Below are 24,544 nucleotides of genomic sequence, written 5' to 3'. Positions count from 1 at the left end.
CGCCTTCCTGCAGACGCCTCTGCGAGTTCGCCGGCACACTTCATCCGTCCTCCACGCGTGGGCTGAAGATCGGCATGGCCGAGATCGCCTAATCGGCTTGCGGCGTTATGTCCAGTAGGGCAGGGCAGTTGATGCCACCACGAGGCAATTCAGTGGCCACCTCTCGAGGACGAGAAGCTTCTGCAGTTGATCGCGCCAGGCCGTTGGCATCCGAAATCAATGCCAACGTTCACGCAGTTGTCGTCCATGCAGCCTCCTGACGCTGCGATGGGTCGGCGCTGGAGGCAGGCAGTGCTTGCTCGCCGCCACGCCAGATCACGTACAGCGATGAGACGTTGCCGCCACCGCCGCGGGCGTAACCGTCGAAGGGCGCGTCTACACGCGCCGGCCGGTCTAACCGGCGACCATGCGCAGACGGCATTGCCTTGTGGCTGAGATAGCGGCCTGCGCGGCCCACGTAGCGCTTCTGGATGTCGCGTTGCACCGCAGGAACGTTGGACAGCAGATCCATGCCGCCATCCCCCGGAAAGGCCACCGCAGCCAGGGCGTTGTCGGCCGCGATCGACAACGCGGTGTCAAAGAAGGCGTCCACAATGGTCGCCACGTCGTGTTGCGACGCATAGCGAGCGACCGGGTTCAGCGCGCGGATGATGAGCGCCGGCCGCTCCGGGTCGATGGCTGGCACGACTTCCAGGAAAAGCATCGCCATGCCGGCCATGCAGCGTTGGGCCGGGTCGAACACCACCAGGTGGCTATGGCGTGGCTCCTTCCACATGTCGACGTTGTAGCGGGTACACAGCGCGACCGCCTGCCGCGCGAAGAACGTGGCTGGGGCCTTCGAAGCGATGGCGCGCAGCACCGTCTCTGCCTGCCCGTCACGGACCTTTGGAAACTTGCCGCGCTCGCGCGCGAGCCATCGACGGGAGGTTGTCTGGACCTTGTGAAGGGTGGCAGCGATCGCCGACTGCAGCCTTGCGGCCATGCCCGCGACATCGTCGGGCACCGGCGCCCCAAGTTGCCGCTCAAGCAAGCGCGCGTCGTTGTCAGAAAGCCGGCCCAACCGCGACGATGCGAGGACGGCAAGCGCGTCGGGCAGCGTGGTGTCGATAAACGTCTGCAGCTGTTCCAACTCCTCGTACGGTACGCTGCCGGCGAGCAGACTTTCCCGTATCTGTTCCCATCGCCGCAGGTTGCCGTCGACCTGCTCGTCGCCATATGCGAGCGAGCACAGCACGGCCAAGTGATGCGCGAGCCCGTCGACGTCCGCGGCGGCCCGGAACTGGCTCGGTCGCAGCCCCTTGCAGGCGTCGAACATGCTGCTGGACCAGTGGGCGCGGATATTCGAGACGAGTGCCGGCAGGCGGGCGATCGCTGACAGGTTCTTGATGTTCAACTGTGCACCATCGCGCAGGCGCCGGTGCACCTTCCGCCAACGCATTGGATAGTGGTCGGCGAGGACAAGGCTCGCTAAGTCGCTCTGCCGGCCTGTCACGCTAGACCACAGCTGCTCCACGTTCCCTGGGGTGGTCTCGTACACCAGGGCAACTGCCTCCGCCTCGATGTCAGCCAATGTCGGGTCCGTTGGACCGCGTCCCGCGAGCAGTTCGTCGAGCAGCGGCGCCACGACAGCCAGGCGGGCTTCCGCCTGTTCCGGGCTCGCTACCTCCAGGAGGCTCGTGAACAGGACACCACCAGTCATTGGCATGATGCGGCCGGCGTCCTCGAGCACCGCGCGCCTCTGAGTCTCGATGACCTGCTGCCGTGCCTCGTCGTACGCCGCGAGTGCCGTCGCATCAAGGCCGAGGGGACGCGGCCCGAGCAATGCTTGGACGCGGCTGTGGGCCGCCTCATGAAGACATGAAATGTTGTGGCTGACGCGCGTGTAGCAGCACCGGTCGAAGGCGTCATCGAGCGAGAAGCGCTCAAAGTCGCCCAATGGGCGCCACAGTTTCATTTCTAGCACGCCGGCAGCGCGGTCGTAGAACCAGTCCAACAAGCTTTTGAGCGTTGCGAGCCGCTTGTCCACAATCAGATAGCGGAGCACCGAGGCACCAAGCGGGGCAACCGCGAGCAGGCGCTCAAGATCAGGCAGGCTGCGGAGGCCCAGCAGGTGAGCCCCGATGGCGCAGGCCTCGACATGCCCGATGCGTCCGGCGCGGTAGACCCAGTCCGCGAGCTCGGCCGCGGTGGCTTGGCCACGCCGGGGCACCGCGACATCGAGGAGTGGGCTCAGCCACTCGGACTGGAAGGCTTGGTAGCAGCGCTCAAAGGCCAGCACCTCGGCCGGCGCCGTCAAGCTGTGCCGCGCCAGCGCGTCGAGGAAGGTGTCAAGACTGCTGCTGTCGCGAGCGTAGCCACGCACGTGCCCGAAGTCCTCGGCTCCAAACGAGAACGGGGGGCCTGCGATTCGCTGCAACGCATGCACCGGCGCCTCGGAGTCGCGAGTGTCGAGCATCAGCACCGACTGGCAGGCGGCCAATCCTTGCGGTGAGGTGCCGCGCTCGATAAGCGCGTTGGCCAGCCTTGCGTTCGGCTCGGCGTGAGCGGCCAGAAAATCGGTGAACCGCGCTAACTCGGCCGCATCGTTCAACTTCAAGATGTCAAGCAGGAACCGCCACCGTGCCGCAGGGGCGGTCCACAGTAACTTGCCGACCGCCTCGGCCAGTGGCCGCACCTCGATCCGGTGTGCCTCCAGCAGCGCCAGGTTTTCCTCAAACTGGCGCGGCTGAAAGTCCGGTGTGCCGCCTTGGCAGGCGTTGACGATGGCCCCAGGTGCCACGCCGAGCTGCACCAGGCGCCGCACAATGGTCCTGGCAGACGCGAAATCCTGTTGGCTATGCCGGTCTATAACACGGAGGTAGGCCGGGCGGCACCGGCACGGCCACGCTGTCAGTTCCTCCGCTGAACAGATGACACCCTCGTCGACCAGCAATTCGACGAGCGGCCCGTCATTTCCTTCGAGCGGCCCCTTTAGGCGGGAAGCAAGCTGCGCCATCGAGCGCTCGCCGACCTTGTAACAGGCCCGCAGCCAACAGAGATCCTTGTGTTCCAGGCTCTGGAGCAGCTCGTGACTGGCAGGCCCTTGGGCATGGCGGAAGATGAAGTCGAGCGCTGGGGTGTACTCCAGTTGCCGGCCACTGGTGAACCAACGCCGCACCAAAGCTGCGAAGACGAGTTGGCGCCCCCGATAAGAGCGCACGCCGCGCAGCTGGTGCTTGGCAATCCAGAGCGCTACGCGCGCTGGGGTGAATATTCCCAGCACCGCGTGGAAAATCCGGACGGCCAGCGGGTAGGACAGGCGCAAATCGCCAGGAATGGCCAGCGCACGGCGGGCGAGGGCGTCGGGGTCTTCCACCAAGCCGTGCCAACTGTCGTAGTAGTGGTAGTACAGATGCTCGCGAAGCGCTTCGATTCGATGCCGGAACACGCTAAACGTATGCTCGGGCTCGGCCGCAGCGTCGTCAGGTCCGTGCCACCCGCTATACCGGTTGCCTGCAGGCAGTTTGGTAGCGACGGTTGTCAACAGCGTTGCCCGGTAGTCCCGATAGGCGCATCTACCCGCTGCCTGCTGTTCCGCTGTCGTCTCGCCTAGATTCAACCGCATCTCGATTGCAGCCTTACCGCGGCTACGATACCGGCAAATGGTGGCACAACAAAATCCTCAACGGACCCATCTGCTAGCTTGTTCAGCGTTGAATGGCATCTCATGCGGTTCGGTGCGGAGATCGGCGTGGCGTCCACGACCGTGCCGGTGCTCAGCAGATCGTTGACTGGGGCAAGGCGACATTGACACGGCGATGGCGTAACGCTCCACGGGAGAGCGGAACCTCACGTTTTCGTCGCTGAGGTCCCAGGGCACGTGCAGCTGCTCCAGCGGCACCGCGCCCAGTTCCTTGCGCGCCGACGTGACGGCAACCAGTGTGCTGCCCCGAGCATTGGCGCCCGGGGGCAGGGGGCGCCAAGGCAGCAGCAATGGGGGCCAGGTACGCTTTGATGAAGCGGCGGATGCGCTGTCCCTTGCTCTCGCCGATGCCCGGGATGCCCGACCACCAGCGCCGCGGCACGCAAGCGGATGCGGTCTACGAGCGGTGCCACGGTGAACAGGTCCGCCCGGTGCAGCCGGTCGGCGATGGCCGGCGCGAACCACGCCGCCAGGAACGAGGACGGGGTCCGGTCCGCGCCCACGATGCCCTCGAGTTCGGCGATGAGCCCCATGCCGCTCCACCAGGCGGCCGCTGCCAGAGCGGCACGGCTGCAAGCCTGCGCCCCGGCACCCTGTCCTGAGCAATCGCTTGTCGAGGCTTAATTTGCCGGACCGCTGGTCCCCAGCAGCCAACTTGTTCGCTCTTCCTGCTATGGGAGATTATGGGGGATTATCTGCACTACAATGCGCTGTAAGCTGCCCGCTGATACCTAAACGGCTCTGGGGTACAGTACTGGCCAGGAAACAACCATGCTCAAACCCTCCCGATTTCAGCTCCTGGCCTCTTCGACGGTCATGGGACCGGCTGCGCGCAAGAGTCGGGTGGACAAGGCCGTGCGTCGGCTCGAAGGCAAGGACGGCAGCCCGGCTGTGGCGGCGAACCGTGCGGGCGCGTTGCCCAAGCGGCTCAAGGTGAAGGTCGTGCAGCGTCGCCGCATGGTCACGGAGCGGGAAGTACCCGTGCTCGGCGAGGCCGAAACGGCTTTCCATCGAGGCATCAGCGAAGCCGGGGAGAGGTTCTCTCTGGCCAACGTTTCGCAGGCCTTCCTCAAGCGCTACGGCTCCAAGTGAGCGCGCCGCCTCGGCCCCAGGTCCTCCTGACAGAGGGCCTTCGGGAATACCTGCGCGAGTCCGGGTTGGACGAGCAGACGCTCGTCCAGCAATTCCGGGACTGGAAAGCGCTGGCCGCCGTTGGCAAGGAGCACTTCGCGTTCGGGCGAGATGCTGCCGGCCTGGGCAACCGGCATCTGAGGCACGTGCACATGGTGCCCCTGTTCACGCCTGCCGCCGAGCAGCGCTGGACTCAGGCCTGGAAGCGGCGCGGGACCCGCACCAGCGACCGCTACCTGTTCTACGCAGATGGCACGCCGGCATTCGGCTACCTGCTCATCACGCTCATCAACGATCCCGGCGCCCACCAGGTCTGGCAGCCCCAATACAGGGATTTCGTCGAGATGATCGAGTGCATTGCCGACAACTTTCACCATCACGGCAAGACGCCTGACTGACCAGTTACCTCTTGTGGGAGCTGTGTGCTGGGTCGGCACGACCGGCCCGCCGGGCAGTCGCGCCGTCGCTGTCACACAGCTGGCAACCCGGGCCCGTCCCAGCGCTCAGCTGCTTGTGGATTTCCACAACGTGCTCGGTGCCTATGGCGGGCAAGATGGGCGGCTTAGCTTGCTGCGAAGCAGCTGCACTTCATTGATGCTTGGTACAGCTCACAGGCCCCGGCTCCGCAAGGACCGGGGCTTTTTTTGTGCTGGACGGCGTGAACAGGAGATTCTTCATCTGACAGCCAAGCGCTGGGTGGTGAGCCGACTTCAGCGGGGCTTCTGTACGAGCCGTTCCTCCACCGCCAAGTGCTGCCGCATGGCATTGAGCACTTCCTCGAAAACCGCCAACGTTTTGTACGCCGCCTCGGTGTCGCGTCCGAGCCCAGCCAGGGCCGTGAGCAGGGCCCGCTGGCGGGTGAGCACGCCCTCGGCTTCGGCGACGTGGCGCCGGGCCATCTCCAAATCGAATGCGCAGCCCGCCGTGAGCGCCGCGGCGTGGTCTGGCTGTTGTGTGTGGCCCAAGGTTATTGCGAATGGCGTCCAAGGTTGTTGCGAACGGCCCAGCAGGGAAAAGCTGGCTCAGCGCCAAAGGAAAACGGTGTTTTTGCCCTCGAAGCGCGGTGTTGGCTCGCTGCCACAGAACACATGCCTGGGCTCACAGTTCTTGCGAACGCGGCTGGCGCGCCCAAGGTTCATGCGAATGTGCCCAGTTCTGCTTGGCGACGAATCGTCCAGGGAAAGCTCCCTGTTTATGGGAACTTCACGCCGTAGGAATTCGTGAAAGGAACCAATGGCTCGTTGACCATTCATCGGTTTCCGTCGAAATTTCAGCCGCATTCGCAGAAACCTTGGACCTATTCGCAATAACCCTGGACCTCAACATGCTGAACTTCATGCGCTGGTACCCGCGCCACCGGAAATCGGGCTTTCCGGCCGCGCCGCAGGCCTCGTAGGGGGCTCGCCCCTGTTTCTGGCCGCTCCCCAACCCCAAAACCAGGCACATCAAGCAAAAAAATCAATCCAAGCTCAGTTAAATTCGTATGTTTTCCCATCGAGGTTTATATATGATTTTATGCCAGCCTCAATTAAATTCATAGGAAGCCAATTTTTCTTTTCCGAAGCTTTAGGCATAAAAGAAACGTAGACATCCACCCCTTCATAAAACCACATATTCAGCAAGAAAAATCCATGCACATCCGGCCTGGTAAATTGGTAATAGAATACCTTCTGATTTTCGCCATAACGCGGCTCGTTAGCCAACTCTAAACTGGTTTTGTGCCTTATGAACGAGTTAAAGGTGCGCCCGTTCTTTTCTTTTCGGTGCAAAAAACCCAAATGAAGCTTCACCGCCCCATCAAATCTATGCCCGAAGTGCTCACGGTACACGCCATAGGCAATCTTTTCAAAACACGAAACCAGTCGCGCATAGTCAGGCGTTCCAACGATCAAATCAATGAACTTATTATCCTCCCGTTCAATTCGCACAAGCTCTTTTTGACGAAACACTTTATCAAGCAGCTTATAAGAAGTCCGCCGCACGGCCCGCTCAACCTTTTGCTTAGCGTGTCGGTAACCTATTGAATTATTACTGACGATCCCCGCGATACTCACCATGAGGAATTCGTCATCAGCGGATTTTTCACAGTTATGCTCGACGCATGACGGAACCTTGATTAGGTTTTTTCTCAGGTCGATGCCATCCATTTCTTTAGCTTCTGGAAATAAACACCTCGGAGGCACATGCTCATCGGTGGTAGCCACCTTATCGCACATATAACAATACTGGATTGCTTTTTTCATGGTTAGCTATTCACTGCTGTTTAAGCAGGCTCCAGAGTGCCTTCATCCTGTTTGTTGAAGGTGAAGCACAGAGGCCGTTACAGAGGAAATGCCCTTCAAGAAGGCAAAGCGGCAAGATTTCTATCATGCAAGCATGCTTCCATGCTGAAAACCCGCCCTATTCGCGGTAGGCGGTTCCAATCCGAAAGGCCTAGTCGTCCCCACATCCGCCGCGCCGCTCTTGTGGTCGAGCCACCTCAACAGGGTCGCGTACCGGGCCGCACGTCCTGCGCTTCATCGCCCCAGAGTTCCCGGGCCAGCCAGTTCAGGAAAGCGACCTGGGTCATTTTGGAGACACGAGCCTTCACGCGCAGGTTGGGCAGGTGCTGCTGGGCGTTGTAGCGCTCGCGCAGGGCTTCCTTTTCCGTGGGTGACTGCTTGTCGTAGTGCGCTCTGGCGAGCTCACGGCGCTTGGTAGCAGCAGCGTCGCTTGCGTCCGGCGCGCCGACGTCGTTGGCCGCCGCGGCGGCAACGGGACCTGCTGCCTGCATGACTTGCAGGGAGCCGATGTCGCCGGCGTAACCCCAGCCAAGTTCCAGCGCACGGCGAAAGTACGCGGCGGGCGACTCCAGCGGGGTTTGCTCGGTGTCGGTCTGGCGCAGTTCGGTGTAGTGGAGCGCGGCGTGCAGACGCGGTACCGGGTAGAGACTGGCCATGCGCTTGGCCTCGATGGCCGGCACGCCCAACCGCACGATGCGCTCGACCAGCCGCTCGGCCTCGAGGGGAACTCTGGTGTCCTGCGACTTGCGCGTCACACGGAACTGGACTTCAGCCATGCGGCGGCCCTCGCGGAACTCGATGAGCTCGATGTCGTGGTCCGAGCAGGCGTTGATCTCTGCGATGGCAGGCACGACTGCACGCTTCTTAAGCACCTTCCAGTCGGCGAAGGATGCCTTCCCAGCGCCGTCGAGCACGGCGTCGCGCAGCTCTTCCCAACGCAACCTCTTGGTCACGCCGATGTTCTCGAAACGCACGCAGAACTCCCACAGCTGCAGCGCCGCCGCGGTGGTGAAGCGGCGCATGACAGCCATGTTGATCAGCGCGTAGACCTCCGGGCGCAGCAGCTCGCGGTAGATGTTGTCGCTGATCTGCCAGCGGATGTAGCCACGGGACAGGGCCACGCCGTGAAACAGCACCTGCGCCTGCCACTCGTCGGTCCGCCGCTCGCCAGGTGCAAACACGTCGAACTCAAAGATGATGCGCATGAGCGCCTTCGCTGACTCTTTGAGGTGCTTTGTGTTGTGCGAGCCTCCGAAGCCCGTTTCCTGGCGCAGCTTCATCAGCGGCATCTGCCACCAGCCGTCACGGCCACGTGGGTTTTCGATCGCGTGCTTCATCCAGGCGTTGGCGATCTTGCGCTGCATCACGGTCAGCGAGTGCCCGCGGGGGACGCTGTGCACCACCTTGACGGTCTTGCGCCACAGGTCGTCGGGCTCTTGGGACTCCGGTGGAAGCAGACTGCCCTGCGGCGATTCGGCGACTTCGCGCGATCTGCGGTTCAAGCGGTAGCTCCAGAAAGCGGGACAACGTTACATCGTAGTGTACCGGTTCGCTATCCGAAGTGGCCGCTGTTACGTTGACGCAGCGGCAGCCGAAGGCCGTGGCGGTGTGGCGTCTTGGGCTGTTCGGTTCCGCCTTGCAAGGCAACGGCCTGTTTTCAACCTTTAAGAACCTTTAATACGTTTTAAACCTTTAGGGTTCGATTTTCTCTTTGCTGACAAGCACTTGGAAGCGTTTGAGGTACAACTTTTGGGCTTTTGGGGGTCAACTTTTGGGCTTTTGGGGGTGTGGATATGGGCTTTTGGGGGTCAACTTTTGGGCTTTTGGGGGTGTGGATATGGGCTTTTGAGGGCCAACTTTTGGGCTGTTGGCGTGGTGATCGGGGATGAGCCTGCAGTGCACGAAACCTTACGCAGCACAACCGTGGACAAGCGAAGCCGGCGCTCCCGCGCAATCACTGCCTGCGGTACCGACCAAGCCAAGGCGCTACCCGATCTACGCACATGGACTTGGACTTACTCCGGTTCCTCGGCCAGCTGCTCGACTTGGCTGCAGCACCAGACAGCAAGTCCTCGTCAAAGCGCCTGGACCGCGCAAGGGGACAGGTTTTGGGCTTTATGAAGCGCGGGCAGCGGCCAGGAGCCCAAGAGCTGTACCTCTTGAGGGCATTCAAGATGGAAAGGGGACAGCTTTTGGGAATCTGCAGGCCTTAGGTACCCGGTGAGCCCAAACGCTGACCCCAATGCACCGCTCGAAGAGCCAAAGGGCCAACTTTTGGGCTTTCGCGGTGCGCTTTAAGGCTCAGCAAATCCCAAAAGGTGTCCCCGTTGCTGCTTGGAAGGCCTGAAGGGGGACAGCTTTTGGGCTTTCTGGAGCCTTAATAGCGATAGAAGATCCCAAAAGTTGTCCCCTCTGAGCCCGGCGGGAGGACATGCAGCGCTGCGCCAGAGGCATGTAGGAGCCATGGCCCCGACCAGCTACGCAGCGCCAGTTGATGGGCGCCCTGGGTCTCGTCGCCGCGCAGCGCGTTGGGCACGCTGCCCGCGTCGCTGTCCAGCTTCAACCCCCTTGGCCAAGAGGCTGTCCTTCACGTTGAAGCCCATCTGCAGCAAAGACGTTAAAGCAACATACTGGATCACTGCCATTCGCCTTTCTTCCCCCCGCCTGTCCCGGCCGCGCTGTTGAAGATGGGGAAGGGGAATCCCGCCTTCCTGCACGGCTGTCCGCCTCCTTGCGGCCCTGGGCCGCTTGAGGGGACGATAGGGGATACCGGTGTCTCCACTGCGCCCGCTGTGGCTGCTTGAAGGGAGAAGGAGAAGACAGGTTCTCCGTCTGGGCTTGTCTTTGCCTGCGCGTTTCCGGTGCTGAGAGGTGGGTGCAGGGGAAGATAGGGCGATCAGAGGAAGGTGCGCGGATGGGATAGGTTGGTGTTTGAGGTTTCAGGTATGTTGTGCAAATAGCGTTCTTCCCTGCTTCCGCGAGGTGGCTGCAATGCCCATGGGCTTACAGCAACAGCCCTTGCCCACTGATGACGGCCGTGGCTCCCGGGTGACCCGGGCAGGCCCGGGGCTTGCCGCGGCACCATGGATGGAACGCTTGACCGAGCTGCGGGCGCAGCGCGATGCATTGGAGCGCGAGATCTTGAGACTGCAGCGGGACGTCCATCGACCGCGGCACCTTCGCTTGGCAGCCGCGGCCGGGAAGCCGTGCCAGATGCAGGCGAGATGACCGCGGCGCTGCTGCTGCGCCTAGGCATCGTCAACGACGCGCTCGCCGCTGTAGCGCAACGCACACCACCAGCACAGAGAGGCAGCCGACGAGGCCCGCCACCCGAGCCGCCATGCGAGGCGGCTAGGATAGATTCCCCAAGCAAGCGCAAGGCCCCAGCGAGCCATACGACGGAAAACAGCTTCATGAACACCCCGAAGCAGCCACCGAAATCGCCCGTCACGGACCTGGACGAGCTCGCACGCACCGACGCTATGATCACCCGGTGCGAGGCCCGCATCACGGCGCAACTGGAGCTGTTGGCCAGCCTGTCCCCATGGGAGCCCAAGTCGCAGACGGTGCGCGACGAGGTCGATGTCGAGGAGGGCGTGCTACAGGGCTTGCGGGACCAGAGGCTGCGGCTGCTGTCAGCGGCCAAAGAGCCACCAGCGCCCTGACCCGCCCAACAGGGCAAACCGCTGGTGCTTGAACCGCAGGCGCAAGCCCTTCACTCCTGATCCGACGCAGGCCCGGGGCCCATGGCCACGAGCTTGTCGTTCACGGCGCCCAGTTGCCGCAGCAGTTCGGTGGAGCGCTCGGCCAGATCGTTCACCTGCGGCGAGCCTTCCCACCACTGCGGCGGCCGCTGCGCCTCGATGGCCTGCTCCAGCGCCAGCAGCCGGCCTTCCAATTCGTCGCGCTTTGCGCGCAGCTCGCTTTGCCCATCCATGGCTGCACGCATGGCAGCGGCAGTGCCCGTCTTACCCGGGCGTTGCTGCTGTATGCCCGCGGGAAATGCACCGGTACCCGCCTGATGCCTGCGCCCGGGCACGGTGAGGGCAGCGCGCGCGTGCAAGGGCGCGCTATCCACGGCGAAATGCCGCGCCTGGCTCCTGCAGCACCCACAACCGCAGGCTCAGCCGCCCATGCGCACCAGCGACAATGGTCCCTGCACCGAACCCGTGGGCCGACCCTCAGCGTCCAGTTCGATGCGCCCGAGAAGGCCGCAGGGGTGACCGGAACGCCACATCGTGATCGCCAGCACCACCGTCGCCGGCGCCAGCGGCTCACCGCCTGCGCACCGCAGTGACCGCCTGAGCGCCACCTCCACAAAGGTCAGCGAGCAGCCGGCCTGGACCTCTTCACGGGCGCGCGCGACGAACTCGGCTTGCCCGGTGACTGACTCATCACCCCAGGCCAAGTCCAGCACCGCGCGCTCGATGTCTCGGTCCAGATCCTCGCTGCGAAAGGCAATCCACCTCAGCCGGTAACCGCGCAGGCGAACACCAGGCGAGCGGAACCGCGCGGAGAAACGGTTGTAGAGGGCCAGCAATTCCTGCGGTGGCCGGGGATCAAAGGCGTCGGACATGCTTTTGAGCTTGCCACGCAACAGCCGGCATCATTGCGCCCATGGGCGTACAACCGGCGGCCCAAACTCGACCCTTCACGACAACAGGCCATGGACCAGGATAAGGCGCGCGACTTTTGGCAAATCGTGGTGGACGGCGGGGCAACGCTGTGTGAGCGGCTGGATGCATCGCCCACCGAGCACGGGCTTCAGGAAGGCCTCCAGCGCATCGGCCGGATCGTGCAGACGCTGCGCGATGCCGCCACCAACATCGACCCGCTGCTGACCGTTGAAGTGGACCAGGTGCCCGCCGCCGACGGCGCCGTGCTGCGCATCGCCGTGAGTTGCAACCACGATCCCGACGGCATCGAGGCGGTGCAGGCGCTCGTGGCCGCGGCGCTGGCGATGCCGCCGCGCATCGAGGTCTGCGCCTTCGCACCGCCAACACCCAGGGAGATGGCACGCGAGCTGGCCTCGCTGGAAATCCTGGGCAAGGAGGTTCCCATCCAGCAGGTGCGCTTCATGGCCGAGCCCAGCACAGCAGCGCCCGGCACTTTCGATGTGGCCTGTTTCGTGCCGACCTCGGCCGTGACCAAGGCGGACCCGGAGGGCGTCCCCGGTGCCATGGTCGCCGACGTCATGCTGAGCATGGGCATCGGCGAGCTGCGCGTGATGACCCGCGTGAGCCGCGTCGGCATTGCGGTGACGGACCAGCCGCCGCCCCAAGCCCTCCACGCCTGGGATCTCGTCGAGATCATCGACAGCGCGCCGGCGCACTGAGTCCCTGGCGCGCGAGTGCCGGGCACCGGCGCATCAAAGCGTTCCAGTCGGCCCGCCTGCTGGCCAATGCCTGCGGCCGCGCGTTGTTCAGCGCCGTAGCCGCCGTATCTCCAGCCGGATCAAGCGCCAACGGCTTCCAATAGCCGGACTCCGGGGCGTGGCTCGGCCTTGCCGGCCTTCTTCACCTCGTACATCTGTTCATCTGCTGCCTGCAGCAGCGCGTCCATGTCCGGGCCGTCCTCGTGCAGCATCGCGATGCCGACGGACGCCCCGATGCGCACTACCGCGGCCCCGAGCGGGATGGGTGCCATCAACCTCGTGCACATCCGCTGCGCGATCGTCATGGCCTCGTGGCGCGAGGCGACGCGGCGCAGAACGACGACGAACTCGTCCCCACCGACGCGCGCGATGGCATCGCCCTCCCGGCACTGCCGCCGCAGGCGTGCCGCGACTTTTCGCAGCACCTGGTCGCCGGCGGCGTGGCTGTAGCGGTCGTTGACCGGCTTGAAGTCGTCGAGGTCGAATACCAGGACAGCGACGTGCTTTCCAGCACCAGCGGGCGTGCTGCACAGCCTGGCCAGTTGCTCCTCCAGTCCCCGGCGGTTGAGCAGCCCGGTCAGGGGGTCGTGCAGCGCATCAGCCTTGAGTCGATGGATCTGTTCGTGGCCCAGGTGCAGCAGTCGGCCCGAGTACCGGATCGCCCAGAGCATGAACGCCACGAACACCAGTCCGCCGCCCGCCAGCAGCTTCTTGAACAGGGCAAGTTGCTCGGCTCGTGCGCGTGCCCTCGTTCGCAGCAGCTCCTTCTGGACCTGCTCCGCCTGGTCCAGCAACATGCGCAGCTGGCGCGTCGGGTCGCTGCTCGCCCGCGCAGCCAGGATCGACTGCAGTGCCGCCGGACCGTCGCGCTCGGCGATGTTGGCCGCGCCGCGGTACTGGCCCAGCACCTCCGAGAGTTCGGCCCTGAGCAGGTGGAGCCGGTCGTTGTGCACGGGGTCGGCTTCCGTGAGGGCCAGGAGCCGGTCAGCCGCATGCATTGCCTCGCTCGCAGAAGAGCGCGCCCGCTGCAGCGAGTCCTTGTTCTGGTCCACCGTGAACTTGCGCAGCCAGACACCAGAGCGCAACGTCTCCAGGCGCACGTGCCCGATCTCGATGACGATCTCCTGCGAATGTTCAACCCAGCGGCCGGCTTTTTCAAAGTCGGCAAGAACGCCGTAAAGCATGGCACCCATGCCAACCACGAGCAGCAGGGCGAGGAACTGGGTCAGGCGCAAGATGCGCGCAATGCGACGAAGCATGGAACAAGGACCGACTTGCAGCGAGAGCACGCTGGTCGGCCACGGGTGGTTTTGCCGCTTTCTATCGACAGGGCGGCTGTCGCCCTTGATGGACCCGTCCAGTGAAAAAGTCACGGAAATTGAGGCCACGCAAGGACTTGTGTCCCGCCCGGTGCTAGACGCGCCTCGTCTTGTGATGCGTCGTTGCTGCACCGGCAGCTCACCATCTCCACCGCCGCGGCGAAGCGGCGTCACCTCACCCCAGCGCCGTATCCAGCACCATCATCAACACGAAGCCAATGATCAGACCCATCGTGGCGTGGCCCTCGTGGCCGGCCCGGTGGGACTCCGGAATGATCTCGTGGCTGATGACGAAGAGCATCGCGCCGGCCGCGAACGCCAGGCCCCAGGGCAGCAGGCTCGCCGACAGCCCGACCACCGCCGCGCCCAGCACGGCGCCCACGGGCTCGATCGCGCCCGACACCGCGCCCAGGAACACCGAAAAGCCGCGCGAATAGCCCACGCCCTGCAGCGCCAGCGCGATCACCAGCCCCTCGGGCACGTCCTGGATGGCGATGCCGGTGGTCAGCGCGCTCGCGCGCACCAGGTCCGTACCGGCGAAGGCCACGCCGATGGCCAGGCCCTCGGGGAGGTTGTGCAGCGACACCGCAAAGACGAACAGCCAGGTGCGCTTGAGGGCGTGTGCGTGCGGGTGGTCTCGCTCGATGCCCTTGATGAAATGCTCGTGCGGCAGCCAGCGGTCCAGCGCCAGCAGCAACAGCGCCCCGAGCACGATGCCCGCGCCGACGATGCCGCCCGCTCCCCAAGGCCCGGCGCCCTGCGCCTGCGCCGCGCGCAGCCCCGGGATGGTCAGCGAGAAGGCGCTGGCCGCCAGCATCACGCCGGCGCCGAAACCCAGCATGGTGTCGCGCGCGCGGGCGGAGCTTTGCTGGGCCAGCAGCACCGGCAAGGTGCCCAGCGCCGTGGCCGCCGCGGCGATGGTGCCGCCCAGCAGCGCCTGCCGCACCGCCAGCGGCCACGCTGCCAGCCACTCCCACAGCATCGCGCCGCCGGCCAGGCAGCCAGCGCCGAACACCAGCAGCCCCAGGCGCTGGCGCGGCTTGAGCCCCAGGCCGGCCGCCCGGGACCACAAGGAGGGTTGCTGCCTCAGCGCCATGGTGCTCAAACGCTGCTACGAGGGCCTGGGTGTGCGCGGCGCGGTGCCGTCACTGCTGATTTCGGTGCCGGTGATGCGCTGCGTGGACCGCTGGGCGAACATCGCGGGGTACTCCTGTGAGAAGGATAGTCACAACTACAGGAGACGGGGCAAGGTATTGAACAATGGCAGCAGCCAGAGCGCACCGGGCACAGGCGCCTGCATCGCACATCAACCGGTCAATGGCCCTGCCTGGATTCGCGACTGCTCAGGGCCGCAAAGCCACTGTGACGCCGCCGCCGTGAACAGCGAGCGGCGGCTGGGCACTGGAGCTGCAGGGCAAGTACCTCTTCGGCGCCCTGGGCGTTGCACTGCTCGGTGCCGGGCGCTACAGCGTCGGCGGGCTGCACGGGCGCTGGAACTGAGCCCGGTTTGCCACAGGCAGTGGACTCGCAGCAAACCCGCCCCGCTTTCCGAAGCGGCCACCACGTCCTTGCCGGGCAGCACGGCGACTCACTTGACAGTGCATACGGTCGAGCAGCGCGAGGAACTCGCCGTCCGAGATGCTGCTGCCTTCCATCCCTGCGCCCACCCTCACCGCGCGAGGGAAGGGACAGGAACAACAGGCAGATCCATGGCGGGAATGTTCGAGAAGACTACTTCACCGACGTGATCACGTAGTCCTTGCCCGACTGCACGAACTCGAACTCCACCGACTGCCCTTCGGCCACCTTGCCCAACAGTGCCTGATCCGTGACCTTGAAGCCCATGTTCATGGGCGGCCAGTTCAGGCTGGGCACTGGGCCGTGCGCCAGGGTCACGACACCGGCCTTGGCATCGACCCTCGTGACCGTGCCCTTGGCCTTGTGGACGGCACCTTTGGCGTCAGAGCCCATCTTGTCCATCGGCATGCCCTTCATGCCATCCATTTGGGACTGGGCGAACACGGCCGTGGGACCGCATGCGAGGGCCAGGGCCATGGCAGCAGCTGCAACTTTCTTCATCGTGGACCTCTGCGTTGCGTTTGCGATAGGGGTAGAGAAACGCCGGTGGCCAACCGGATGAGCCACCGGCTGTGGATACGGCGTTACCGGTCTCGCATCATCTCGTGGCACGACGCCATCGCTTGCATGCCAGCACCGGGCTTCATCGGATGGCCGGGCATGGCGGAGGCGCCAGCGGCGGGCGCGGCTGCCCCGCCGCCGACCTGTACGACAGCCTGCATCGCGGTCACGGTCAGCTTGCCGTCCACCAGCGCGAGGACAAGGGCCACGGTCTGCCCGGCGGCGATACCCGCGCCATTGACGGTAGGGTGCAGCGGAAAGTCCATCGTCATGGCCGGCATGCCCAGACTGGGAATGTCCTGGTGGGTCACGGTCAGCAGCCGATGCTCGACATCGAGATCGAGGAGTTGCCCGACAGCCAGGTGCACAGCCGGTGTTACTGACTGGGCTGGCGACGGTGTAGCAGCCGGTGGCTCGGCAGCTTGCACCGCGACTGCGGCCAAAGCCAGCACCGTGGCACCGAACAGGTTGCGAACCGAGTTCGTTTGCATGATCAACCTCCAAGGTCAATGAGTGAACTGGCCGGCCGTCAATGACCGGTGCGGGGCTGGCCAGGCAGATCCGCAGGCCTGCCTGGGCGCCAGTTGGCGGGCTTGAGGGTGTTGGGTGGCCTGGGCTGGCGCATCAGCAGGTAAGCCGCCGGCACCATGAACAGTGACAGCAGCGGCGCCGTCACCATGCCGCCGAGCATGGGCGCGGCAATGCGGCTCATGACTTCAGAGCCTGTGCCGCTGGCCCAGACGATGGGTACGAGGCCTGCCAGGATCACGGCCACCGTCATGGCCTTGGGCCGCACGCGCAAGACAGCCCCTTCGCGGATGGCTTCGAGCACTACGTCACGGCTGGGAGCCAGGCCCCGTGCCTGCCGCTCGTCGAGCGCGTGCTTGAGGTACAGCAGCATCACCACGCCGAACTCGGCCGCGACGCCAGCCAGCGCGATGAAGCCCACGCCCGCGGCAATCGAGAGGTTGTAGCCCAGCGTCCACAGGAACCACACGCCACCGGTGAGCGCGAAGGGCAGCGTGGCCATGATGAGCAGCGCCTCGTCGAAGCGCTTGAAGGTCAGGTACAGCAGCACGAAGATGATCAAGAGCGTGGCCGGCACCACGACCTTGAGCCGCTCATTGGCCCGCTCCATGAACTCGAACTGACCCGAGTACGCCAGGCTCATGCCCGGCTCCAGCTTCACGTCCTTCGCCACCGCCGCGCGCAAGTCATTGGCGACGGACGCCAGGTCGCGCCCGCGCACGTCCACGTAGACCCAGCCGGAAGGCCGTGCGTTCTCGCTCTTGAGCATCGGCGGCCCGTCGGTCACCTGGATCTTCGCCACCGTGCCCAGCGTGATCTGCTGGCCCATGGGCGTGAGGATGGGCAGGCTCGCCAGCCGCTCAGGCGAGTCGCGCCACTCGCGCGGGTAGCGCAGGTTGATCGGGAACCGCGCCAGCCCCTCCACCGTTTCGGCCAGGTTCTCGCCGCCGATGGCGCCGGCCACCACCGACTGCACGTCGGCGATGTTGAGGTTGAAGCGCGCCGCGGCCGCGCGGTCGATCTGCACGTCGATGTAGCGCCCGCCCGTGAGCCGCTCGGCCAGGGCCGAGGACACGCCGGGCACGCCCTTGGCGACGCGCTCCACCTCCAGTGCGACGCGGTCAATGGTGGCCAGGTCCGCTCCGGTGACCTTCACGCCGATCGGGCTCTTGATGCCGGTGGCGAGCATGTCGAGCCGGTTGCGGATGGGCGGAATCCAGATGTTGGCCAAGCCCGGCACCTTCACCGCGGCATCGAGCTCCTCGATCAGCTGCTCCGGCGTCATGCCGGCGCGCCACTGCTCGCGGGGCTTGAGCTTCACGGTGGTCTCGAACATCTCCAGCGGCGCCGGGTCGGTGGCGGTTTCGGCGCGGCCGGCCTTGCCGAAGACGCGCTCCACCTCGGGCACGGTGCGGATCATGCGGTTGGTGACCTGCAGCAACTCCGTGGCCTTCTGGGCCGAGAGCCCAGGCAGCGCCGAGGGCATGTACAGCAGGTCGCCTTCGTCCAGGCGCGGCAGGAACTCGCCGCCCAGGCGCGAGAGCGGCCACAGCGTGCTGGCAAAGACCACGGCTGCCAACACCAGCGTCGTGCGCGGCCGGTGCAGCACCCACTCCAGCGCCGGGCGGTACACGGCAATCAGCACCCGCGTGATCGGGTTTTTCTGCTCGTCCGGAATGCGCCCGCGAATCCACAGTCCCATGAGGACCGGGATCAGCGTCACCGACAGCCCCGCGGCCGCGGCCATGGCGTAGGTCTTGGTATAGGCCAGCGGCCCGAAGAGCCGTCCCTCCTGGGCCTCCAGCGTGAAAACGGGGATGAAGGACAGCGTGATGATCAGCAGCGAGAAGAAGAGCGCGGGGCCCACCTCCTCGGCGGCGCGGGTGATGACGTCCCAGCGCTCGTTGCCCTTGAGCTCCTGCCCCGGGTGGGCGTGCTGCCAGGCTTCGAGCTTCTTGTGCGCGTTCTCGATCATCACCACCGCCGCGTCCACCATGGCACCGATGGCGATGGCGATGCCGCCCAGCGACATGATGTTGGCGTTGATGCCCTGCCAGCGCATCACGAGGAAGGCCGCCATGATGCCCAGCGGAAGCGCGATGATGGCCACCAGCGCCGAGCGCAGGTGCCACAGGAACACCGCGCATACCAGCGCCACGACGATGAACTCCTCGATCAGCTTGCCCTTGAGGTTGTCGATGGCCCGCTCGATGAGCGCGCCGCGGTCGTAGGTCGTGACGACCTCGACGCCCTGGGGCAGGCTCTTCTGCAGCTCCGCGAGCTTGGCCTTGACCGCGTGGATGGTTTCCTGCGCGTTGCGTCCGGAGCGCAGGACCACGATGCCGCCCGTGACCTCGCCCTCGCCATCGAGCTCGGCGATGCCGCGGCGCATCTCCGGGCCGACCTGCAGCGTGGCCACATCGGCCAGGCGCACCGGCACGCCGCCGCGCGCATCCAGCGGGATGGCGCGGAAGTCGTCGAGCGTCTTGAGGTAGCCGCTGGCGCGCACCATGTACTCGGCCTCGGCCAGCTCCAGCACCGAGCCGCCGCTTTCCTGGTTGCCCGCCGTCAGCGCCTCGCGCACCTGGGCCTGCGTGATGCCGTAGGCCGCGAGCTTCACGGGGTCCAGCACCACCTGGTACTGCTTGACCATGCCGCCCACGGTGGCCACCTCGGCCACGCCGGGCAGGCTCTTGAGCTCGTACTTCAGGAACCAGTCCTGCAGCGCGCGCAGCTGCGACAGGTCATTGCGCCCGCTGCGGTCCACCAGCGCGTACTGGTAGACCCAGCCCACGCCGGTGGCGTCCGGACCCAGGGCCGTCTTGGCCGTAGCCGGCAGCCGCCCCTGCACCTGGTTGAGGTACTCCAGCACCCGCGAGCGGGCCCAGTACAGGTCCGTGCCGTCCTCGAACAGCACGTAGACGAAGCTGTCGCCGAAGAAGGAGTAGCCGCGCACGGTGCGCGCGCCGGGCACCGACAGCATCGTGGTGGCCAGCGGGTACGTCACCTGGTTCTCCACGATCTGCGGCGCCTGCCCGGGCAGCGTGGTGCGGATGATGACCTGCACGTCCGAGAGGTCGGGCAGCGCATCCACCGGCGTGGTGCGCAGGCCCCAGATACCGGCGGCTGCGAGAAAGAGCGTGGCCAGCAGGACCAGGAAGCGGTTGCCGACCGACCAGCGGATGAGCCTGGCGATCATGGCCGGCCTCCCGTGCCATGGCCGGCATGCCCGGGTGCTGCCTGGCGCTCGATGGCGGTCACCACGGAGTCGCCGTCGTCGGAGCGGAACGTGAATCGCACCGGGTCCTTGGGCTTGAGCCCTCGCGCCAGCTCGGGCTTCTCCAGCTTGAAGGGCATGGTCATGGGCGGCCACTTCAGGGCCGGCACGGCCTCGTGCTCCAGCGTGATGGTGTCACCATCGATCTCGACGACCACGCCGCGGGTGTCGTACTGCCTGGCAGTCGCCGCAGCGCCCGGGGATGCTTGGGGCGTCGCCGCTTGCCCAGGCGGCGCTGCCAGCGCCGCTGGCGGTGTGGCTGCGGCGCTGCCAGCCTGCGCCACGATGCCGCGCAGGCTGGCTTCGGAGTCGATGAGGAACTGGCCGGAGGCCACCACCTGCTGCCCGGCCTCGATGCCGCGGCGCACGACGATGCGCTCGCTCACCTCGGGGCCGAGCTCCACCTCCACAGGGCGGTAGCGCCCGGGCTCATCGACCACGTACAGCAGCGCGCGGCGCCCGGTGCGGATCACGGCCTCGGTGGGCACCGTCACGGCCTCGCCCTGCGCGCTGCCCTGGAGTTGCACCTGCGCAAACATGCCCGCGCGCAGGCGCAGGCCCGGGTTGGGCAGCTCGACGCGCACGCGCAGCGTGCGGGTCTCGGCATTGGCCTCGGGCAGGATGGCCGACACCTTGCCGCGCAACGGCTCGCCGGTGTCGGCCGCCAGACGCACCGTGGCCGGTTGCCCGACCGAGACGCTGCCGGCCTGAGCCTCCGGCAGTGCCGCCTCGACCCAGACGGTGGAGAGGCCGTTGATGCGTGCCAGCGTCATGCCGGCCGTAACCGTCATGCCCTGGCGCACCATCAGCTCGGCGATCAGCCCGCCGCCGGGCGTGGTGATGGTCGTCGTCGCCACGGGCCGGCCGCTGCGCTCGACGCGCTCGACAAGGCTGGAGGGCATGCCCAGCAGCGTCAGGCGCTGCCGTGCCGCAGCCGTGAGCGCCGCGTCCCCGGTGGCGCGCACGGCCAGGTATTCCTGCTGGGCCGCGAGCCACTCGGGATGGAGCACGTCGGCCAGCGGCGCGCCGGCGGCGATCACGTCGCCCGGGGCGCGGGCGTAGACCCGCTCGACAAAGCCGTTGGCGCGCGCCTGCACGATGCTCACGTCGCGCTCGTTGAGCTGCACCGTGCCGACGGCATCCACCACCATGCCCAGCGAGCGCTTCTCGGCCGTGGCCACGCGCAAGCCCAGCGCCTGCACCGCCTGCGGCGACACGCTCACGCCGCCCGCAGCCGCCGCCCCGCCGGCTTCGTCGGCGTACTTGGGAACCAGCTGCATGTCCATGAAGGGCGACTTGCCGGGCTTGTCGAACTTCTGGTCCGGCCTCATCGGGTCGTACCAGTACAGGACCTGGCGCTCGGCCGAGGCGGCCGCCGCGGCTTGGTCGGCAGCGCCATGAGACGGCGCACGCCAGGTGGCCAGAGCCCAGCCGGCGGCCACGCCAGCCGCCAGCAGCGCGATGGCGGCAACGATCTTCTTGGGTTGGGTGTTCATGATGGTCACTCGGCGATCAGGGTGTTCAGGCGCACGCGCAGGTCCATGCGCTCGGCGTCCAGGCTCAGCGAGCGCAGCCGCAGCTCCAGCGCCGCGGTGCGGGCGCTGAGCACCGCCCCGAGGTCACCGCGGCCGGCCTGGTAGGCGGCGGTTGCCAACGACACCCGCTCGGTGGCCAGTCGCTGTCCGTCAAGCCGCAGCCGCTGCGCCTGCGCCTCCAGCGCCTGCAACTCGGCCAGCTGCGCGTCCACCTCTTGCGCCTGGCGCCGGGCCATGTCCTCGCGCTCGGCCTCCACGCGCTCCAGCTCCCGGCGCTTGAGCGCGATCTGCGGCTCCTGGCGCTGGCCCTGGCGCAGCGGCAGGTCGAAGCTCACCTGGAAGGACACCATGTCATCAAACCGCGGGCGCCGCGCGTAGGCCACTTCCCAGGCCCAGTCGCCGCGCTTCTCGGACTCCGCCTCGCCGATCTCGGCGCGGGCCATGGCGGCCATCGCCTCGTAGGGCTGCAGCTCGGCGTAGCGGTGCAGCGCCGTGCGCAGGGCCGGCGCATCGACCGGCAGCGCGGGCGGCTCGCCCGAGAGCGGCTCGTCGGCGCGCGGCCCCACCAGGCGCCGCAGCGTGGCGCGGGCCTTGGCCACATCGCGCGCAAGCTCGTCCTGGCGGTCGTCCAGGTCCAGCGCCTCCTGGCGCGCCATGGTCAGCTCGGCCGGCTGGGCGCTGCCCGCGGCGATGCGCGCGGGCAGCGTCTGCTGCAGCAGCCGGTTCTCGCGCCTCACCTCCTCCAGCAAGGCCAGGCGCGCTTGAGCGAAATGCACAGCGACCCAGGCGCGCATCACCTCACGCCTGACCTGGAGTTCCGACACAGCGATCAGGCTGCGCTCGCGCTCGATGCGGGCCTGCGCCAGCTGGGCCCGGGCCTCGCGCTTGGCGCGGTTGGGCATCTCCTGCATGACGCCGATGCGCTGCATCGTCATGGAGTCACGCGTGAGCCGCCAGCGATCCATGCCCGTGACCGGCAGGTTCTCCACGCCGACCGACACGCGCGGGTCCGGCAATGCTGCCGCGGCTGGGTGAGCGGCTTGTGACCCGGCCAAGGTCGCATGCTGGGCCCGCAGGGATGGTGAGACTTGCCGGGCCAGCTCGACCGCCTCGTCAAAGGCCAGGCCGGCAAGGGCAGCCGGAAAGTGAAGGGCGCCCAGCGCCAGGGCGCAGGCCGCGGCCAGGCGGCGCAGCCGGGGCCGTCGATGCACGACGGCAGCGGGCCGCGCCGCGCGCGCGCCCGTCGGGATTAGGAACATGGTGAGCTTTCGCAGTGAAGGAACCGACACGGGGAGGCGTCAGCGCACACCTTGGTGGCGTGGCGCGAGCACGGCCCGCAGGGTCAATTCCGCAGCGAAAGCAGCGAGATATAGAGAGGCGGTGAGCCCCGTGGGGGGCCGTGTGTCGGCGCCCTGGAGCGTGCCCCCACCGAAGGCGGCTCGCTCAGTACCGGAAACACCCACAGCAGCACGGGCAGCGCAGCCAGTGACGCCTGGAGCTCCGGGCTGGCCTGCGGGTTCACGGACTGGGTGCCCTGATCGCAGTGTGCCTTGCACAACTGCGGCTGATCCGGGTCCATCTCCGCATGCATGTCGCCGTCGCACTCGTGCATCAGCTCGTCGGCCGCGGCAGCCGCTGCTTCGGCGCGACCCTCGGTGCGCGGGCAGGCATAGGCAGCCGTCACCAGCTGCACGAGCAGCATGAACGCAGCCAGCCAGGTGGCCAGGCCGCGACGGTGACGGGAGGCGAGACGCATGCTTGCAGTCTAGGCCAGAGGCGGCGCATCCGATTGAGTTGTATCAAGCGGCCCAAGGCTGGGCTGCACGACAGGAACCGCTCTTGCCCCGGGTGCAGCCACGTTTCGTGCACAGTTGCGCTTCGGCGTATTCATCGCCGCCGACGGAGGTGATCATGAACGGTTCCGGCTCTCCTTCGCGCGCAGGAGATTCGGGGTCAGATGCTCCCCAACCGGCAGAGCATGCCTCGTACGTCTTCCTGATCGACGACAGCGGCGGAGTTCATCCGCTGCCGCATGGCCTGTACGTCGCACTGGCCCGCGACGGTGCAGGCAGCATGGTCTTCGCTGGTAGGCGCTTGCGGCTGGCGGACTGGTACGTGCGCTTGAGCAATGGCAGCCCCGCGCGCGTGGTCAACGAGTGGTACGGCTGGGTGAGCTTCGACGGCCAGGGTCGTTTCGATCCCACGCCGGATCTGCCTCAGCGCCCCCCGCTGGAGCCTGGCGCCCCTGCCATGCATTCCTCGGCGCGGCCCACGGTGGAGGAGCGCCGGCAAATGGAAGCGCTGCTGTTCAGCGGCCAGTGGTCACCGCGCGAAGGCGCCCAGCGATAAGCAGTCCGTGCCGGGCGTCGTCTGTCCTGGAGCTCAGTGCTGCAGGTCGTCGAGAATCGGGCAGTCCGGGCGGTGATCGCCATGGCAGCTGGAGGCCAGCTGCTCCAGCGTTTCCTTCATGGCCGTCATCTCGGCGATGCGGCGCTCCAGATCCGCGACGTGCTCCTGTGCGATGCGCTTGACCGCGGCGCTGCTGCGCCGGCGGTTCTGCCAGAGCTTGAGCAGCTCGGAAATCTCCGCCATCGAAAAGCCCAGGTCCCGCGCCCGGCGGATGAAGCGCAGGGTGTGGACCTCGGCTTCACCGTATTGGCGGTAGCCCGAGTCTGTGCGGCGCACCTTGGGAAGCAGACCCAACGACTCGTAGTGCCGCACCATCTTGGCCGACACGCCCGAGCGGGCAGCCGCCTCACCAATGTTCAGGCTCTGGGTGTCAATGGCTGCAGACAGCATGGCAAGGCTCCTCCTTGGACGACGCACAGGTCCGGATGGCGGCGCCTGCTCACGACATCGTGACCGGCTCGATACCACGAACCTGCCCTTGCCAGTATCAACCTTGCCACGAAGGGAAGGTAAAGACGGACCTCCTTATGGCCATGTTGGTGTTGACATCATTTCGTTCGGTGCCTTGACCTTCCCATGGTGGCAAGGTCGAAGCTATGACCGTCAGCAACCCACCAGGAGGACCACCATGATCGAGTTCACCGTTCCCGAAATGAGCTGCGGCCACTGCGTCGGCGCCATCACCCAGGCCCTCAAGGGCGTGGACCCGGACGCCCGGGTCGATGTCGCCCTGGCCGAGAAGAAGGTCCGGGTCCAAAGCGATGCCGGCCGCGAGGTGCTGGCGCGCGCATTGACCAACGCCGGCTACGAGCCGGCCGCAGCCCCCGCCGCGGCAGCCCCTGCGCGTGGCGGCTGCTGCTGCCGATAA

General features: G+C 66.2%; 21 protein-coding genes and 1 pseudogene. 7 read left to right on the top strand and 15 right to left on the bottom strand.

Annotated elements, in window-relative coordinates:
• Positions 1–229: 229 nt before the first annotated feature.
• Positions 230–3,427: a hypothetical protein gene (locus tag HHL10_RS18485; protein WP_205833111.1), complete on the bottom strand. Its 3,198-nt coding sequence runs from the start codon at positions 3,425–3,427 to the stop codon at positions 230–232.
• A 1,026-nt stretch (positions 3,428–4,453) separates the two neighbouring features.
• Between HHL10_RS18485 and HHL10_RS18480 the strand changes: the two genes are divergently transcribed.
• Both HHL10_RS18480 and HHL10_RS18475 read left to right on the top strand, forming a co-directional pair.
• Complete coding sequence (locus HHL10_RS18480; protein WP_169161877.1) at positions 4,454–4,774, top strand: hypothetical protein; 321 nt, start codon at positions 4,454–4,456, stop codon at positions 4,772–4,774.
• A gap of 65 nt (positions 4,775–4,839) precedes the next feature.
• Positions 4,840–5,211 (top strand): type II toxin-antitoxin system YafO family toxin, encoded by a 372-nt coding sequence (locus tag HHL10_RS18475; RefSeq protein ID WP_169161876.1) that lies wholly within the window; start codon positions 4,840–4,842, stop codon positions 5,209–5,211.
• 312 nt (positions 5,212–5,523) lie between these two features.
• On the opposite strand, the gene HHL10_RS18470 is transcribed toward HHL10_RS18475, so the two are convergent.
• From HHL10_RS18470 to HHL10_RS18460, 3 genes are all read right to left on the bottom strand, one after another.
• Positions 5,524–5,778, bottom strand: a complete 255-nt coding sequence (locus HHL10_RS18470) for a hypothetical protein (RefSeq protein WP_169161875.1) — start codon at positions 5,776–5,778, stop codon at positions 5,524–5,526.
• 504 nt (positions 5,779–6,282) lie between these two features.
• Positions 6,283–7,056: a hypothetical protein gene (locus tag HHL10_RS18465; protein ID WP_169161874.1), complete on the bottom strand. Its 774-nt coding sequence runs from the start codon at positions 7,054–7,056 to the stop codon at positions 6,283–6,285.
• Between the two features lie 236 nt (positions 7,057–7,292).
• A complete protein-coding gene (locus HHL10_RS18460; RefSeq protein WP_169161873.1) occupies positions 7,293–8,597 on the bottom strand; it encodes a replication initiation protein in 1,305 nt (434 codons plus the stop codon).
• Positions 8,598–10,508: 1,911 nt separating this feature from the next.
• Here HHL10_RS18460 and HHL10_RS18455 point away from each other — a divergent pair.
• A complete protein-coding gene (locus HHL10_RS18455; RefSeq protein WP_169161872.1) occupies positions 10,509–10,760 on the top strand; it encodes a hypothetical protein in 252 nt (83 codons plus the stop codon).
• A gap of 50 nt (positions 10,761–10,810) precedes the next feature.
• Here HHL10_RS18455 and HHL10_RS18450 read toward each other — a convergent pair whose 3' ends face one another.
• Together HHL10_RS18450 and HHL10_RS18445 are read right to left on the bottom strand one after the other, a co-directional pair.
• The gene (locus HHL10_RS18450) at positions 10,811–11,032 is read right to left on the bottom strand and encodes a hypothetical protein (RefSeq protein ID WP_169161871.1); all 222 of its coding nucleotides are present in this window, start codon (positions 11,030–11,032) and stop codon (positions 10,811–10,813) included.
• Between the two features lie 186 nt (positions 11,033–11,218).
• The gene (locus tag HHL10_RS18445) at positions 11,219–11,671 is read right to left on the bottom strand and encodes a hypothetical protein (RefSeq protein WP_169161870.1); all 453 of its coding nucleotides are present in this window, start codon (positions 11,669–11,671) and stop codon (positions 11,219–11,221) included.
• Between the two features lie 90 nt (positions 11,672–11,761).
• Here HHL10_RS18445 and HHL10_RS18440 point away from each other — a divergent pair, with 90 nt between their 5' ends.
• A complete protein-coding gene (locus HHL10_RS18440; RefSeq protein ID WP_169161869.1) occupies positions 11,762–12,430 on the top strand; it encodes a hypothetical protein in 669 nt (222 codons plus the stop codon).
• Between the two features lie 119 nt (positions 12,431–12,549).
• Here the strand turns inward: HHL10_RS18440 and HHL10_RS18435 are convergent, their stop codons facing one another.
• On the bottom strand, positions 12,550–13,857 hold the full coding sequence (locus HHL10_RS18435; RefSeq protein ID WP_169161868.1) for a diguanylate cyclase domain-containing protein: 1,308 nt from the start codon (positions 13,855–13,857) through the stop codon (positions 12,550–12,552).
• Positions 13,858–13,963: 106 nt separating this feature from the next.
• Positions 13,964–14,884, bottom strand: a complete 921-nt coding sequence (locus HHL10_RS18430) for a ZIP family metal transporter (RefSeq protein ID WP_169161867.1) — start codon at positions 14,882–14,884, stop codon at positions 13,964–13,966.
• 290 nt (positions 14,885–15,174) lie between these two features.
• Between HHL10_RS18430 and HHL10_RS30615 the strand changes: the two are divergent.
• A pseudogene (locus HHL10_RS30615) lies at positions 15,175–15,288 on the top strand (GntR family transcriptional regulator); the annotation flags it as partial.
• A gap of 231 nt (positions 15,289–15,519) precedes the next feature.
• Here the strand turns inward: HHL10_RS30615 and HHL10_RS18420 are convergent.
• The 6 genes from HHL10_RS18420 to HHL10_RS18395 all read right to left on the bottom strand — a co-directional run bounded on the left by HHL10_RS18420 (position 15,520) and on the right by HHL10_RS18395 (position 23,023).
• Positions 15,520–15,867, bottom strand: a complete 348-nt coding sequence (locus HHL10_RS18420; RefSeq protein ID WP_169161866.1) for a copper-binding protein — start codon at positions 15,865–15,867, stop codon at positions 15,520–15,522.
• Positions 15,868–15,950: 83 nt separating this feature from the next.
• Complete coding sequence (locus tag HHL10_RS18415; RefSeq protein WP_169161865.1) at positions 15,951–16,418, bottom strand: copper-binding protein; 468 nt, start codon at positions 16,416–16,418, stop codon at positions 15,951–15,953.
• A gap of 38 nt (positions 16,419–16,456) precedes the next feature.
• Positions 16,457–19,654 (bottom strand): efflux RND transporter permease subunit, encoded by a 3,198-nt coding sequence (locus HHL10_RS18410; RefSeq protein ID WP_169161864.1) that lies wholly within the window; start codon positions 19,652–19,654, stop codon positions 16,457–16,459.
• Entirely contained in the window at positions 19,651–21,228 is a 1,578-nt protein-coding gene (locus tag HHL10_RS18405; RefSeq protein WP_169161863.1) for an efflux RND transporter periplasmic adaptor subunit, read from the bottom strand. The genes HHL10_RS18410 and HHL10_RS18405 overlap by 4 nt, the downstream gene beginning before the upstream one ends.
• A 5-nt stretch (positions 21,229–21,233) precedes the next feature.
• Complete coding sequence (locus HHL10_RS18400; protein ID WP_169161862.1) at positions 21,234–22,526, bottom strand: TolC family protein; 1,293 nt, start codon at positions 22,524–22,526, stop codon at positions 21,234–21,236.
• A gap of 83 nt (positions 22,527–22,609) precedes the next feature.
• A complete protein-coding gene (locus HHL10_RS18395) occupies positions 22,610–23,023 on the bottom strand; it encodes a hypothetical protein (protein WP_169161861.1) in 414 nt (137 codons plus the stop codon).
• 155 nt (positions 23,024–23,178) lie between these two features.
• Between HHL10_RS18395 and HHL10_RS18390 the strand changes: the two genes are divergently transcribed.
• A complete protein-coding gene (locus tag HHL10_RS18390) occupies positions 23,179–23,616 on the top strand; it encodes a hypothetical protein (RefSeq protein WP_169161860.1) in 438 nt (145 codons plus the stop codon).
• Between the two features lie 33 nt (positions 23,617–23,649).
• Here the strand turns inward: HHL10_RS18390 and cueR are convergent, their stop codons facing one another.
• Entirely contained in the window at positions 23,650–24,066 is a 417-nt protein-coding gene (gene cueR / locus HHL10_RS18385; RefSeq protein WP_169161859.1) for a Cu(I)-responsive transcriptional regulator, read from the bottom strand.
• A gap of 238 nt (positions 24,067–24,304) precedes the next feature.
• Here cueR and HHL10_RS18380 point away from each other — a divergent pair, with 238 nt between their 5' ends.
• Complete coding sequence (locus HHL10_RS18380; RefSeq protein WP_169161858.1) at positions 24,305–24,544, top strand: heavy-metal-associated domain-containing protein; 240 nt, start codon at positions 24,305–24,307, stop codon at positions 24,542–24,544.

Origin of the sequence: Azohydromonas caseinilytica, from assembly GCF_012927045.1 — a bacterium.
Classification (GTDB): Bacteria; Pseudomonadota; Gammaproteobacteria; order Burkholderiales; family Burkholderiaceae_C; genus Azohydromonas; species Azohydromonas caseinilytica.
This window is presented reverse-complemented; position numbering and strand designations above follow the sequence as displayed.